At 59.9% G+C, this 13,591-nt stretch carries 14 protein-coding genes; 13 read left to right on the top strand and 1 reads right to left on the bottom strand.

What is annotated here, in order from left to right; all coding sequences use genetic code 11:
* Window positions 1–7: 7 nt before the first annotated feature.
* Window positions 8–253, bottom strand: coding sequence for a hypothetical protein (locus AB843_RS14130; RefSeq protein ID WP_048647511.1), 246 nt, complete (start codon window positions 251–253; stop codon window positions 8–10).
* 542 nt (window positions 254–795) lie between these two features.
* Between AB843_RS14130 and AB843_RS14125 the strand changes: the two genes are divergently transcribed.
* From AB843_RS14125 to AB843_RS14070, 13 genes are all read left to right on the top strand, one after another.
* Window positions 796–2,349: a glycosyltransferase family protein gene (locus tag AB843_RS14125; RefSeq protein WP_048647510.1), complete on the top strand. Its 1,554-nt coding sequence runs from the start codon at window positions 796–798 to the stop codon at window positions 2,347–2,349.
* Window positions 2,350–2,541: 192 nt separating this feature from the next.
* Window positions 2,542–3,684, top strand: coding sequence for a tail fiber protein (locus tag AB843_RS14120; RefSeq protein WP_157384513.1), 1,143 nt, complete (start codon window positions 2,542–2,544; stop codon window positions 3,682–3,684).
* An 8-nt stretch (window positions 3,685–3,692) separates the two neighbouring features.
* Complete coding sequence (locus AB843_RS14115) at window positions 3,693–4,454, top strand: N-acetylmuramidase family protein (RefSeq protein WP_048647508.1); 762 nt, start codon at window positions 3,693–3,695, stop codon at window positions 4,452–4,454.
* Window positions 4,454–4,618: a hypothetical protein gene (locus tag AB843_RS25915; protein ID WP_164481557.1), complete on the top strand. Its 165-nt coding sequence runs from the start codon at window positions 4,454–4,456 to the stop codon at window positions 4,616–4,618. Before AB843_RS14115 ends, AB843_RS25915 begins: the two co-directional genes overlap by 1 nt.
* Entirely contained in the window at window positions 4,611–4,865 is a 255-nt protein-coding gene (locus AB843_RS14110; protein WP_048647507.1) for a hypothetical protein, read from the top strand. Before AB843_RS25915 ends, AB843_RS14110 begins: the two co-directional genes overlap by 8 nt.
* Before the next feature lie 289 nt (window positions 4,866–5,154).
* On the top strand, window positions 5,155–5,520 hold the full coding sequence (locus AB843_RS14105) for a hypothetical protein (RefSeq protein ID WP_244467984.1): 366 nt from the start codon (window positions 5,155–5,157) through the stop codon (window positions 5,518–5,520).
* Window positions 5,521–5,523: 3 nt separating this feature from the next.
* Entirely contained in the window at window positions 5,524–7,170 is a 1,647-nt protein-coding gene (gene terL, locus AB843_RS14100; protein WP_048647506.1) for a phage terminase large subunit, read from the top strand.
* 5 nt (window positions 7,171–7,175) lie between these two features.
* On the top strand, window positions 7,176–9,356 hold the full coding sequence (locus AB843_RS14095; RefSeq protein ID WP_048647505.1) for a hypothetical protein: 2,181 nt from the start codon (window positions 7,176–7,178) through the stop codon (window positions 9,354–9,356).
* 79 nt (window positions 9,357–9,435) lie between these two features.
* Window positions 9,436–10,446, top strand: coding sequence for a hypothetical protein (locus AB843_RS14090; RefSeq protein WP_048647504.1), 1,011 nt, complete (start codon window positions 9,436–9,438; stop codon window positions 10,444–10,446).
* Window positions 10,447–10,461: 15 nt separating this feature from the next.
* A complete protein-coding gene (locus tag AB843_RS14085) occupies window positions 10,462–11,544 on the top strand; it encodes a phage major capsid protein (protein ID WP_157384512.1) in 1,083 nt (360 codons plus the stop codon).
* 70 nt (window positions 11,545–11,614) lie between these two features.
* Entirely contained in the window at window positions 11,615–12,259 is a 645-nt protein-coding gene (locus AB843_RS14080; RefSeq protein WP_048647502.1) for a hypothetical protein, read from the top strand.
* A 47-nt stretch (window positions 12,260–12,306) separates the two neighbouring features.
* Window positions 12,307–12,864, top strand: a complete 558-nt coding sequence (locus AB843_RS14075; RefSeq protein WP_157384511.1) for a hypothetical protein — start codon at window positions 12,307–12,309, stop codon at window positions 12,862–12,864.
* Between the two features lie 12 nt (window positions 12,865–12,876).
* On the top strand, window positions 12,877–13,590 hold the full coding sequence (locus AB843_RS14070) for a phage adaptor protein (RefSeq protein WP_048647500.1): 714 nt from the start codon (window positions 12,877–12,879) through the stop codon (window positions 13,588–13,590).
* The last annotated feature ends 1 nt before the right edge of the window (window position 13,591 follow it).

Genomic DNA, 13,591 nt, shown 5'->3' with positions numbered 1-13,591 from the left:
GTGGTGGTCACCCATTCATCCATTCATCGGTTTGATCGTGATGATCTGGTGACAGTATGTCGCTCGCCAGGTCATCACGATCAGCCCCTTCGCTGTCCTCATCTGGCTCAAACGAGACGGGGTGGCCGACGATTGTTTCAAGCGTTTTGTCGTCCAATTTGAAATCTTCCTGCCAATCCATGAACAGGCTGCGCAGGAAATTTTGACGCGTAGAGCCTGGGTGGTCCAATACTCCCAAGTCATCGTCTTCCACGGCGCGCTCCCATCTGAAACAATTCGTTACTTTGCAAAACGCCCGATTTTACGACTTGGCGATGCACGCGGACCAATGTAACAAACTTCTGAGCGGAGGCAATCACGCCGGGCTTGCTTAGTAGAGTCGAGCTTTCTGAGGGGACCAAGTTGGCAAAAGGTAGAACGCTTCGGTGGGCTTTTTCATCTCTGAAGCGCGGCGATTTGCGGGAGACGTCAAGAGCGCTTCGACACGGCGTCGGTGTTGGTTATAGAATTGCGTTCGGAGGAAATCCCAAATCCTCGAAACGAGCAGGATCGGCAGTGGCAAACCACGTCGATCCCGAAACGGTTCATTCCCTGCTTCCAGCAAATCCGTCAGCAGCGGCCCGGCTAATTCCCCGCGTTGCTGACCGCAGGACACGCGGTCGGCTGTTTCTGAAATGCGCTGAGGCTCACTATGCAAAGTGGGATTTAACGGCAGCACTTGCCTGCGCGGATCGCAGCGCGTCAACACTTCGAACGCATCCAGGACCATACCGGCTCAGAGCGAATATCCGCATCATGATGGGTGATCCGGAAGCGGCGCGGGAGGACGCAGAGAGGGCCCTTGAACTGAACTGGCTTGACGTCAAGTCGCTCCAACTGTTCGCCAAGCTCAGCGACAAGGAGACCGTCGAATTAATACTCGACCAGTTTCCCAACGAGGTCGCCGCTCGTGGATGGATCCGCGCCGCTGCGATATCGGCCGTGCGAACCATGTTTGAGTTCAATCGTCCGCAACGCGGCATTGATCTCGTTTCAGATTATTGCGCCAACACGACGGACCCCGCGTTCAATGCGGAGGAAGCGGATTTCTGGATAGGCTTTGGTCTCCTTCTGTTGCGACGGTTTGATGAGGCGATCGTCCATCTAGAACGGCACCTAGATGACGAGAGATTTGGCAAGTCGGCTCGCCTGCACCTGGGGGAATGCTTGTTTGAGGTTGGCCGCGCAGATGATGCGTTGCGCATGATCGAGGACGCATATTCGGATGGCGTGTTCCCGCGCGCGTTCAACCTGTTCTATTTTCTGCTGCGGTTCACTGGCGGACGCATGCGGGAGTCGTGGGAAGAATATCGGAACCGGGATTTTTCGCGAGCTTTGGCCAGAAACTTCGGGAACAAATACGTTCAGCACTTGGACGAAATTCCACGCGATCAGAGTGTATTCATGATCGCGGAAGGCGGACCCGGCGATGAGCTGCGATTCGCGACGATGTATCCTGAGCTTTCTTCCCGGTTCAGCAGGTTGACCATAACATGCGAACCGCGACTGTGGTCGATTTTGCAGAGGAACTTTCCGAGCATCCGATTTGTTCCTACTGCTCGTTGGCGGAAAGAAATGGTGCCTTCAGACTATGCAACGAGGCGAGGCATCGGTGACGAAAAGCTGATCTACACATTGAGCAAGGAAGCGGCGGTTATCGCGGAAACTTCTGACGCATTTTGCTCTGTTTGTGACGTCTTAGCCGATCTTCGGCCAGACTATTCAGCGTTCGGCAAAACGCAATCGTATCTAATGGCGCGGCCCGATTTGCGAGAGGAATGGGCCAAGAAAGTTCGTTTGCAAGGCGTCTCTGAACTTCCGAACATCGCTCTATCTTGGCGCAGCATGTTGCGTCACGTGCGCCGCGATATGCACTACCTTGCCGTTGATGATTTGGCGCCTCTGAAATCTCTTGATGCTGTGTATTGGCTATTCCAAACAGGGGTAGAGGATGAAGAAGTGGCCGATCTGAAGCGACTGCTGCCGAATGTGAGATTGGCCGACCCCCTCGATCTGAAGGATGATTTTGAAGGAATGGCTGCCTTTCTCGCCAACATGGATTGCGTCATTGCTCCGTGTAATACAACTGCTGAGCTGGCCGGCGCTCTTGGCGTTCCGACGATCATGTTTGGCCGTACGCGCGGATCACGTTGGCGCGCTCGGGAGAGCGGTCAGGATATCTGGCACCCGTCCGTTCGGAATGCCTTTGGCGAACCCCTTGGGAATCGAGCCGCCACTGTTGAGGCAATCGTAAGTGAGTTGCGGCTAACATTGAAACAACCAGCGCCGGCCGAGCTGGCTGCCGAGTAACCAGTCCCACATCAACGCAATAGGCGTCGTGCTTCACAGCGCGGCGCTTTTTCTATGCCCCGATCTGGAGTTCCCATGCGCTCCCTACTCGCTACCGCTTCAATGGCTTTGAACAGGATCAGCACCGTGTAGACGTTTCAGCGTCCGTCGTGTATGTTCTCGCGACTGACTTCAGCCAACTATGGCGGACAAATGGCCGACCCGACGAAATACACCGTATCCTACGACTTCAGCGGCTACCAGGCGACCAATCCGTCGGCGCCGCTGCCGGGCGCCAGCGTCGACAACGAGTACGCCAACATCGCCACGTCGATCGGCGAGGCTGTCGACGCCATCAAGGATATTCGCCGTGCTGACGGATCGCTGCAAAACGGCATCGTCGGACCCGATAGCCTTGGCGCCGGCCTGACGGTCGGTTTCAAGCCACGCGGGCAGTGGGCCGAAGACGTGGATTACAACGCCGGCGACAGCGTTGTCCACGAGGGGTATTTCTTCGCGGCGCGCGTTCAGCACACGTCGGCCACGACGACGGAACCGGTCGGCGGCAACGACACGGCGACCTGGCTCAGCCTGTTCGCGATCTCGACCGCCGTCGGCAACATGTTGCAGTCAGACTACGACCCGAATGGCCGCGTCGCCGACGTGTTCGACGTCGACAACCACGTCAGCGGGACGACGAACAAGGTCTACACCGGCGCCGAGCAAACGAAACTGGCCGGTGTCGAGGCCGGCGCGACCGCCTCGCCGTATTTGCCCGCTGGCCTTGGGCCGCTCCCATATTCCGGCGCATCGGCGCCGACAGGCTGGCTGCTTTGCTACGGCCAGGCGGTTTCGCGTACGACATACGCCGATCTTTTCACCGCGATCGGCACGGTATACGGGACGGGTGACGGCTCGACGACTTTCAACCTGCCTGACATGCGCGGTCGCGTCCCGGCTGGCCAGGACGACATGGGCGGTTCCAGCGCCAATCGATTGACCGATCAGACGAACGGCGTTGACGGCGATGTGCTCGGCGCGGCCGGCGGCGCGGAAACACAGGCCCTGTCAGTGGCGCAGCTTCCGGTGCACAATCACGGCGGGGCATCAGGGGCCGACGGCGCGCATGCTCATACGCTCTCGTTTATTGGGCTTTCCGGCGAAACTGAGTTGCCGCTTTCATCGGGCGGCGAGTCGTTCGGGTCTACCATCCGAACGGGGGGCACGCCGCGTTCTGGCACGCTCAGCGTCGATGCTACTTCGACGCACACTCATTCGATTGCGTCGCAAGGCTCCGGTCAGGCGCACAACAACGTGCAGCCGACGCTGATCGTCAACTACATCATCAAGACTTGAGGACCGGCATGGACACTTCATTCCGCGGCGCGGCAAAACGGCTTGACGACATCGATCTGCCACGCATTGGCGCGCGCATCGGGGTTGGCGAAGATGAGCTCCACGCTTTCATGGATGTTGAAGCAACTGGTTCTGGTTTTGATAATCAGGGCCGACCGAAAATGCTCTTTGAGCCGCATGTCTTCTACCGAAACCTGTCTGGCGCGAAACGCGATCGCGCCGTCAAGGCCGGGCTCGCCTACGCCAAATGGAAGCGGAATTATCCGAAGGACAGCTACCCGCGTCTTCTGGCGGCGATGAAAATCGACGAAACAGCGGCCTTGCGCGCCGCTTCGTGGGGCCTTGGGCAGATCCTGGGCGAAAACCACAAGGCCGTCGGTTACGCCACGCCGCAAGCCATGGTGACGGCGTTCATGGCCGACGAAGAGCATCATCTCGATGCAGTCGTCAGTTTTCTGATTTCGAAGAAACTGGCTGCGAAGCTGAGGGCTCATGATTGGGCCGGCGTGGCGCGCGGCTACAACGGCGCCGGCTACAAGCAGAACGCCTACGACACGAAAATGGCGGCGGCTTACGCCAAGTGGCGGAAAATCCGCGATACGCCTTGGCCGTCAGACGATCAGCGGGACGAATTGGCGCCGCGGCCTGCTTCTTCACCGGCGTCCAACACGAAAAGAACAGGCGGCTTGGCAGCTGTTCTGTTTCTCGTTGCCGCCGCGCTTGCTGGTTTCTGGGATCGTTTCACCACGTGGGTAGGGAGCCTTTTCTAATGGCCAAGTACCGGAAATTTATCGCCGCGCTCGTTGGGGTGGCAGTTCTGTTTGCCATGCGTCGCTTCGATGTCGAGGTGATGGGGGTCGACAGTATCGTGCTTGAACTTGTCGTTTCAGCGCTGACCACTGCCGGTGTCTACCAGGTGTCCAACGATGGGTAGCCTGCTCGGCTTCGGCATAGGCTCATGGACGAAGGCCGGCGCGGTTGCTGTCGTGCTGGCCGGCCTCGCATGGTCGCACCTCACGGTCTACGGCGCCGGCAAGCAAGCCGTGCTCGACAGGCTCAAGGATGACCGTATCACGGTCCTGAAGGATGGAAAGGCGATCGACGATGAAGTTCTTGGCGCTGATACCGATACTCTTTGCGGCCTCCTTGGCGGCTGCCTGCCAGACAACGGCGCTGACTGAGCCCTGCGACGTGCTGGTGCGGATCGACCCAGCCCAGGCAACGAGTTCTTATCTGGTGGCGAACGATCGGCCGACTGCCGTCGCTATCGCACAGCATCGTGGGCGGTATCAGAAATACCGCTGCGGAGCGTAGACGGGCTGCCACTCTGCGGTAACAGAAGCGGCAGCCCTACCACACGACTTTCTGGAAGTCGCGCGGGTGGGCACAACGATACCCATGGGCGTCTCTCCAAAACCTTAACGCATGATGGAGCGGGGTGTAATGCCGGGGCCTACCGAGGACAAGCAGATGCAGATGAAAACGCCTCAGTGGCAGTGGACATGGAACCTCAACACGCTGGTGATTTTGTTCGGCTTCGCCACGGGGCTCGCCGCATGGGGCGCCACGTGGGAGCGGGTTAACACGGGCCAGAAGGAAAATTCCATCAAGATCGAACGCCTTGATACGCGGATGACTTCGGTTGAGATGATATCCCGCCAGCTCGATAATCACGAACTGAGGATCGCCAATGTAGAGCGCCGCGCCACTGAAGCCGCTGACGCTATGCGGACGGTAGAGGCCGCGATTAACTCGCTGGCTTCCGATATTCGTGTGACCCGCGAGATTGTTCAGCGCATCGAGCAAGCGCAGGCAACCAGGGGCCAGGGCGGCTAAGCGATGACCAATTCGCAGTCCAGCCGCATCAACCCGCGCACCGGAAAACGGTTCAATTTCGTCGACCCCAAGCTCGAGCTGGAGGCGACGAAACGGCATATCGACGCGTTGAAACGGCAGGAAAAAGCGCTCCAGTGTCGAGAGGATTTGCTGGAATTCACCAAGTTCACGATGCCGGACCCAGAAGCGATGAACGATGTGAACCGCACCAGGTACGAAGCGGCGAAGTTTCACGAGGAAATCGCCAAGGCTCTCCAGCAAGTTGAGCGCGGCGAGATTACGCAACTCATCTTCTGCATGCCCCCGAGACACGGAAAATCGGAATTGGCGACGAAGCGTCTAGCCGCTTGGTATAGCGGTCGGCACCCGGAACAGGATATCATTGTAGCGGCCGCCGGCGACGATCTAGCTCATGATTTTGGCGCTGATGTTCGCAACATCATGCAAACGCCGCAGTACAAGCAGGTGTTCCCAGGGCATCGTTTGCGGCGAGGCGGCACTGCGAAAGACAACATCGTCACTGACAAGGGTGGGCGGCTGATTTTTGCAGGCCGAGGCGGCCAGATCAATGGCCGCGGCGCTCATCTGCTTCTGGTCGACGATCTTTACAAGGACGCGGACGAAGCGCGGTCGCCAACCATTCGAGATAAGACGTGGGAGTGGCTGACGAAAGTCGCTCTGTATCGCCGTATGGGCAAGCGCCTTACGATCATCACGATGACGCGGTGGCATTCCGACGACGTAATTGGACGTTTGACGGATCCGGAGAACCCAAACTACAACGAAAAAGAAGCGCAGTCGTGGAAGATCATTCGGCTGCCGGGTTTGGCGGAAGACGACGATCCACTTGGGCGTAAGCCCGGCGAGGCGCTATGGCCGGAAGTTCGTCGGGATGGGTCCGCCTTCGATGTTGAGTATCATTTGGCGAACCAGCGGCGTGACCCGCTCGGCTTTGCCGCGCTGACGCAACAACGGCCGACCGTGGCCGATGGCATTCTGTTTCGCCGCGAAACGATACAGTATTACACGCCGGATCAGCTACCCGACGAAATGCGCTTCTACTGCGCGAGCGATCACGCTGTCGGCACGAAGCAGCGCAACGACCCCTCCTGCTTTCTGAAAGTCGGCGTCGATCGGCAGAACAACATCTACATCCTGGATGTGATTTGGCGGCGGATGGCGACGGACGCGGCGGTCGAGGCGATGCTGGCGATGGCCGGCGGAAATATGCGGCCCCTCCTGTGGTGGGCGGAACGCGGCCACATTTCGAAGTCGATCGGCCCGTTCCTCAACAAACGGATGCTGGAGACGGGCACGTACATCAACATCGTCGAAGTCACGCCGGCGGTTGACAAGGAACAGCGCGCGCAGTCGATCGCGGCTCGTGTCGCCATGGGCAAGGTCTATTTCCCCAAAGTGTCGTGGTGGACGGAAAAGGCCGTGAATGAGATGCTGGCGTTCCCGAATGGGACGCGGGATGACTTCGTCGACAGCTTAGCCTATATTGGGCTTGGGCTGGAGAGCCAATTCGGGCCTTCAGCGCAAGCGCCCAAAAAAGCCGCGCCCAAAGAAGGCACGTTCGGCTGGCTCAAGAAAAACGATGCGTGGGTTGAGGCAAAGAAACGCGCTGCGGCGCTTGGCGGATTTTGAACGTAATGGCGAATGACAGCTACGATACAGAAGCCGAAGCGGCGGACCTGAGCGTAACCCCCTCGGGCGACACCGCTGGCGTGTCACCGTCCGAAATGCAGCTTGTCAAGTCGATCCAGAAGACGATCGCGCAGGACAAGGCGCACCACAAACCGGCCTTCGAGCAGATGCGATCCGACATGTACGTCGCGCGGCACGGCGCGCCGAAGGATTATCCGGCGGGGCATTACAAGGCCAATCTGTGCGGCCGGCACGTCAAGCAGAAGACGGCGGCGCTTTACGCCAAAAACCCGAAGGCAACTGCGGTGCGCCGCGAGACGATGGATTTCAAGACATGGGACGAAAATCCGCAGTCTCTTCAGCTTGCAATGCAGACGCTCATACAGATGCAGCAAATGCTTGGGGGGTTGCCGGTCGATCCGGTGACAGGTCAACCGACCATCGACGAAGCCGACCCGCTCATCCAGCAGGCCATGCAGGCGTTCGAAAAATCGCAAGAGATCGTCGCCGACTATCAGCAAGGCATGGAGCGGCAAACCCTGATCAACAAGGTCGGGAAGACGCTCGAAATTCTCTATGCCCAGGCGCTGCGCGAGCAGAAGCCGGTGGATTTCAAGACAGGCATGAAGCAGTTGGTGCGCCGTACCTGCACGACCGGCGTCGGCTATGTGGAGCTCGGTTTTCAGCGCGAAAAAGGCCCGCGGCCCGACATGACCGAGAAGATGGCCGATTTCCGCGCGCGGCTCGATCATATGAAGGCACTGACGAAGCGCGTCACGGACACGGAAAATCCGATCGATCCTGACGATCCAGAGATCGCGGAACTGGAAAAGTCGATTGCCGCGCTTCAGGCGGAACCGGAAGTCATTTTGCGCGAAGGGCTGATCATCGATTTCCCGCAATCGACGAAAGTCATACCGGACAAGTTGTGCCGATCGCTGGTCGGCTTTATCGGCGCGCGCCATATCACGCTGGAGTACATGTACACCTGCGACGAAGTGCAGGAAATCTTCGGCGTCGATCTTGGCATGGGTTACAAAGGGTACGCGCCTGACGGCAAGATGCCGGTTGAGATCGACACAAACGTCGAAGACGACAGCGACAAGCTTTACACGCCGACTGGCGAGAAGGGGGCCGGCCTCGTCTGCGTGTGGAAGTATTACGACAAGCCTTCGGGGCTCGTCTATTACGTCGCCGACGGCTACGACAAGTTTCTGCGTGAGCCGGCGTCACCCGACGTCTTCGTCGAGGACTTTTGGCCCGTCTATGCGCTGACGTTCAATGCGGTCGAGAGCGAAGAAAGCCTGTTCCCGCCGTCCGACGTCTACCTCATGCTGGACCAGCAACTGGAATATAATCGTTCGCGCCAGGGCATGCGTGAACACCGCAAGGCCGCGCGGCCGCGCTGGACGTACCAGAACGGCAAAATCGAAGAGCAAGATGTCGTAAATATCAGCCAGGCAGAGCCATTCACGGCCACCGGGATAAACACGCCCCCTGGTCAGAAGCTGTCCGACATCCTCGATGTCATGCCAGTGCCTGGCGTTGATCCGAACCTGTATGAGACGGGCCAGTTGTTCACCGACGTGCAGCTTGTCGTTGGGTCCAGCGAAGCGCAGTTTGGCGGCGTGTCGAAGGCCACCGCGACGGAGAGCGCCATCGCGGCCAATTCTTCGTCTTCGTCCGACAATTCGTCGATCGACGATCTGGACGGTTTCCTGACGGTCATTTCCCGCGCCTCCGGCCAGATCCTCCTGCGCGAGATGTCGGAAAAGCAGGTCATGCAGGTGGTCGGCGTCGGCGCTGTCTGGCCGCACCTGTCCTTGTCTGAAATCGCGAATGAGCTGTATCTGGAAGTCGAGGCCGGCTCGACGGGCAAGCCTAACCAGGCCGTGGAGATTGACAACTGGCAGAAGCTTCTGCCGTTCGTGCTCCAGATGCCCGGCGTCGATCAGCATTGGCTGCTGAAAGAGACACTGCGGCGGCTCGACGATCGTATGGACACGACCGAGGCATTTGCTTCCGGGGCGCCTTCGATCATGGCGCAGAACGCCATGTCGCAGCTTTCGACCGGAGACGCGGCGTCCGACCCGAACGCACAGGGCGCCACTGGTGGGCAGAACGCGCCGACGCAAACCGAGGCGCAGAGGGGCAGTGAGCCCGCATTCGGCTCAAATCAGGTCTGAACTGTCCGTAATGGCGACTGACGCTTGCTTATGAAACGGACAAAGTGTAATTTGGCACCGAAATTCGAATGGAGACCCCATGCCGCAAGAGCATGAAGAAATTATCGAAGAGACGGAGATCGAAACCGTCGATCCGGTAGTGGACGAAGCGGATGCCTCGAAAGAGGCCGAACAATCCGCAACTGCGAAGTCGTCCGACGCAGCCGACGCAAACGAAACTGAAGGCGAAGATACGCTTTCCCTGGTCCGCGATGTCGTGGGCGAGCGGAAAGAGGAAACGCCGGCAGCGGCCTCGTCAGCCAGTGGAGAAGAACAGGGTCAGGAAGCTGACGAAGGGAAGACCGCGAAGGAACCGGACAACGAGACCTACTCGGATGTTCCGTTCCACAAGCACCCTCGGTTTCAGGAAGTCCTCGGGAAACTGAAGACGGCCGAAACGGACGCGACACGCTACAAGAACGTCGAGGCCTACATCGAAGAGCAGGGTTTGAACGGCGACGAAGCCGCTGAACTTCTGCGCATCGGTGGCCTGATCAAGACGGACCCTGTCGCAGCGTGGCCGCTCATCCAGCCGATCGTGCAGAAGGTGCTCCTGGCGGCGGGCGAAGTACTCCCAGAGGACTTGAAGACGAAGGTGCAGGCCGGCGAAATGAGCCGCGACGCTGCGCTGGAAGTTTCCAGGAACCGGGCGCTTGTGCAGTCCGCCGAGGCGCGACGCGAGTTCGAAACGCAGCGGACGACAGTCCGCCAGCAGTCGGATACGCGCAGCGCCGTGCTCGGAGCCGTCAATTCGTGGGAAGCCGATCGCCGCACGCGAGACCCCAACTTCGAAGCGAAAAAGCCCGATCTGGAAAAGGAGATCGTTTGGCTTCAGACGAAGGAAGGCAGGCCGAACACGCCGGAAGGCGTCAAGGCTCAGCTCCAGAAGGCGTATGACGCGGTTTCGGCCAAGTTCACGTCCTCGGCTCCAGCGCAGAAGAAGCCAGCGATACGTCCGGTCACAGGCGGGCAGGTGAATGGAAATACGCGCCCCGAAATCAACACGAGCCTCGACGCGGTGAACGCAGTCCTGGCCAGGCGGGCGGGTTAACCAAGGTCAAGCACAATGCCTTTTACCGCTGACGAACTCGCAGACATCAACAACATGGCTCTGGAGACCTACCTCAACAAGGGGAAGGTTTTCAAGCAGGACATCGCCAACAAGCCCATGCTGGCCGCGTTTCAGGCGCGCACGGGTTCCTTCCCCGGCGGCAAGGAAAATGTTTCGTTCCTGGTCGGCTCCGGCTACGGCGGCGGAACGCTTCAGGGTTTCACCGGCGACGACCAGCTGTCGCACTACAACCCGACGGGTTCGGCCCGGTTCCGCATGCCCTGGAAAGAGCACTATCTCGGCATGGTCGTGACACAGACGGAATTGAAGTACGACGGCGTGGATGTCGTCGAGAGTGGTTCCGATCAGCGCACGCGCGAAATGTCGGGTCGTGAAGCCCAGGCTCTCGCCAACATCTTCGACGAGAAGATGGAGAAGCTCGGCGCCGACTACAATTTCTCGCTCGATCGACTTATCCACGATGACGGCAGTTCCGACGTGAAGGCGCTCGCCGGCATCGGAGCGTTCATCCTCGACAACCCCGGCGCCGGCGTCACCGGCGCGATCAGCCGTGTCGCCAATACGTGGTGGAGGAATGACGCCGCCACGACCGCTTACGCGGGCGCGGGTGGTCAGGGCCCGATTACCGTGGCTACTGCGAATGGCGGCGCGCTGATCGAGTTCATGGACAAGGCCAAGCGTCGGCGCTCCAAGTTCGCCAACGGCCAGACGAAGGTCATGTACTTCTGCGGCTCGGATTTCCTCGACGGCTACAAGTTGGAAATGCGCGCCAACGGGTACTACACGCAGACCGGCTGGACTGGCCAGAAGCCCGACGGCTCCATGGACGATCCGAACCACGGCGGCTTGCCGCTGACCTGGGATCCGACCATGGACGATCTCGGGCTGGCAAAGCGTTGCTACGCGATCGACATGGGCGCTCGCGGCCTGAAGCTGATGTACATGGACGGCCAGAAGTACAAGAAGCACAACCCGGCCCGTCCGTATGACCGCATGGTCATGTACAACGGCATCTCCATGACCGGTGTCATGGTGGCCCGCCAGCTCAACACGTCCGGCGTGTACGATATCGCGTAACGCCATCGGCTGACACGGCGGACGCCTGAGCGTCCGCCAGTCTTCCGCAACCCTTTTTGGAGCTTGAACAATGAGCGCTCTTGGAATTACCGAACACACTCTCGCAACGGCAGTCGCCGACGACGGCACTGTCGCAATCGCGTATCCGACCGGCACGACAGCCGCCACTCTGGCAGGCAGCACCGGCGGGTCCGTCGTCGTCAGTGATGGAGCTTACGGCTCGTGGGATGAAGGCGCTTCCGGCGCCGAATTCAGCTACGGCGCAAGCACGATCACCGTCACCAACCGATCGGGCATGACGTGGCCGGCCGGCGCGGAGATCATCGTCAGCTTCGGCTCGGAGCCGCGTGTCGGGTCTTACAACATGACGACGGGTCCCGCGCAGAACCAGGCGGCGTCGAACCCCGGCGCCCCGCTTGAACTGGTGGCCAGCGGCGCGGTTCCCGCCGGCACGCATATCGTCGAATTGAACCACGCAACGGTTGTCGTCGCGGCGACCATCGCGGACGCAGCAGATCACGCGGGCATCTTCATTGTGAAGGACACCAGCGCCTCCGGCACCGCTGCGCACACGCTCACCCTCACGGCGGGCACCTTCGACGGCACCAACAACGTCGCGACGCTGAACGCGCCGGCTGAAATGCTGGCCGTGTACTTCGACAACGAAGGCAACGGGACGATCCTCCAGAACACCGGAGCCGTCGCGCTTTCGTAACCACTGCGCGGGGCTTCGGCCCCGCCACTTTTTCAACGGAGATGACCATGCAGCTTGCAAACATCATGCTTTCCCTCGGGGGCGACGACGGCACCACAGTTCCGAAATACGGCGTCACGCCGTCAGAGATCGCCGTTCTACGGCTGATCCACGGCGCCGATGCGGTGAAGGATATCGAGCCGACGAGCGAAATCGAACGCGCCCATCGCGACGAGATCGCCCGGCTCACGGAGCGCTATGGCCGCGCCCGTATCGAGGACGAAAACGGCGAGAAAATTCCAGTCGTGAAACAGTTGTTCCCCGGCGCCGCGGCGCGGACTTTCACGACGCTCGAAGAGCTCGACATCCCGGAAGAGTTCTACAAGGCCGAGAAACGCGTCAAGCCGACGCAGAAGTCGAAGGCGAGCCCGCCATCCGAGAAAACTGTCGATGAGATGACGAAAGGTGAGCTTGTCGACTACGCGGAGGCAAAAGATATCGAGATCGATGCAAGCGCGAAGAAAGCCGTCATTCTGGCTGCGATCAAAGCGGCAGAAGAAGGCGGCGATCTCGGCGCAGTTGACGCCGACACGACCGAGCCCGTCGACGAAGACATCTTCGGTTAAGAGGACCAGCGCATGGCCCGCAACACCACGCTCGTGAAGCTGCTGGATGATCTGCGGGCCGAAGCGCGCGTCTCTCTCAACCCGGCTCACAACACTCAGAACCGCGCCGTGCAGGTCAAGGCGCTCCAGCGTGAGCAAGAGCGCCTTTGGGAAGAGCACGATTGGCCGCAATTGCGCGTGACCCGGCAAGTACCGGTCCAGGCGGGCGAGCGCTACTATGCGCCGCCAGACGATCTCACCATCGACCGGATCGAGAAGATCGAGATTTTCCGTGACGGCGGCTGGTTCGAAATGCGCCCCGGCATCGACGCCGAGCATTACACGGCCTGGAACAGCGATCTCGACGAGCGGTCCTGGCCTCCGCGGCGCTGGAAGATCCACGAAGACGGAACGGTCGAAGTATGGCCGATCTCCGACGTGAATGGCGACCCGGCGACGCGGGAAGGCTATCTGAAGTTCACCGGCATTCGTAACCTGCGCCCGCTTGTGGCGGACGACGACAGAGCCGATCTGGATGATCTCGTGCTGGTGCTTTTCGTCGCGGGCGGCATGCTTGCCGCGTCGGGCGCGAAAGACGCGCAACTCAAGCTGGACAAGGCGCAGGCGCGGCTGACGCGGCTGACGTCCAACCTCAAGCCCCGGCGCCAGGTTCGCATGTTTGGCATTGGAGAGCCGAAAATCCCGCAGCGCATTCTGATTTCGCAATACCGCCCGCCGAGTAACTGAC

It is taken from the genome of Nitratireductor soli (assembly GCF_001050155.1).
In the GTDB taxonomy this organism is placed as follows: domain Bacteria; phylum Pseudomonadota; class Alphaproteobacteria; order Rhizobiales; family Rhizobiaceae; genus Nitratireductor; species Nitratireductor soli.
This window is presented reverse-complemented; position numbering and strand designations above follow the sequence as displayed.

Excerpts from the sequence above, each read along its gene's own strand:
- AB843_RS14125 (WP_048647510.1), top strand. The coding sequence starts at position 796 with ATGATGGGTGATCCGGAAGCGGCGCGGGAGGACGCAGAGAGGGCCCTT.
- AB843_RS14120 (WP_157384513.1), top strand. The coding sequence starts at position 2,542 with ATGGCCGACCCGACGAAATACACCGTATCCTACGACTTCAGCGGCTAC.
- AB843_RS14115 (WP_048647508.1), top strand. The coding sequence starts at position 3,693 with ATGGACACTTCATTCCGCGGCGCGGCAAAACGGCTTGACGACATCGAT.
- AB843_RS25915 (WP_164481557.1), top strand. The coding sequence starts at position 4,454 with ATGGCCAAGTACCGGAAATTTATCGCCGCGCTCGTTGGGGTGGCAGTT.
- AB843_RS14110 (WP_048647507.1), top strand. The coding sequence starts at position 4,611 with ATGGGTAGCCTGCTCGGCTTCGGCATAGGCTCATGGACGAAGGCCGGC.
- AB843_RS14105 (WP_244467984.1), top strand. The coding sequence starts at position 5,155 with ATGCAGATGAAAACGCCTCAGTGGCAGTGGACATGGAACCTCAACACG.
- terL (WP_048647506.1), top strand. The coding sequence starts at position 5,524 with ATGACCAATTCGCAGTCCAGCCGCATCAACCCGCGCACCGGAAAACGG.
- AB843_RS14095 (WP_048647505.1), top strand. The coding sequence starts at position 7,176 with ATGGCGAATGACAGCTACGATACAGAAGCCGAAGCGGCGGACCTGAGC.
- AB843_RS14090 (WP_048647504.1), top strand. The coding sequence starts at position 9,436 with ATGCCGCAAGAGCATGAAGAAATTATCGAAGAGACGGAGATCGAAACC.
- AB843_RS14085 (WP_157384512.1), top strand. The coding sequence starts at position 10,462 with ATGCCTTTTACCGCTGACGAACTCGCAGACATCAACAACATGGCTCTG.
- AB843_RS14080 (WP_048647502.1), top strand. The coding sequence starts at position 11,615 with ATGAGCGCTCTTGGAATTACCGAACACACTCTCGCAACGGCAGTCGCC.
- AB843_RS14075 (WP_157384511.1), top strand. The coding sequence starts at position 12,307 with ATGCAGCTTGCAAACATCATGCTTTCCCTCGGGGGCGACGACGGCACC.
- AB843_RS14070 (WP_048647500.1), top strand. The coding sequence starts at position 12,877 with ATGGCCCGCAACACCACGCTCGTGAAGCTGCTGGATGATCTGCGGGCC.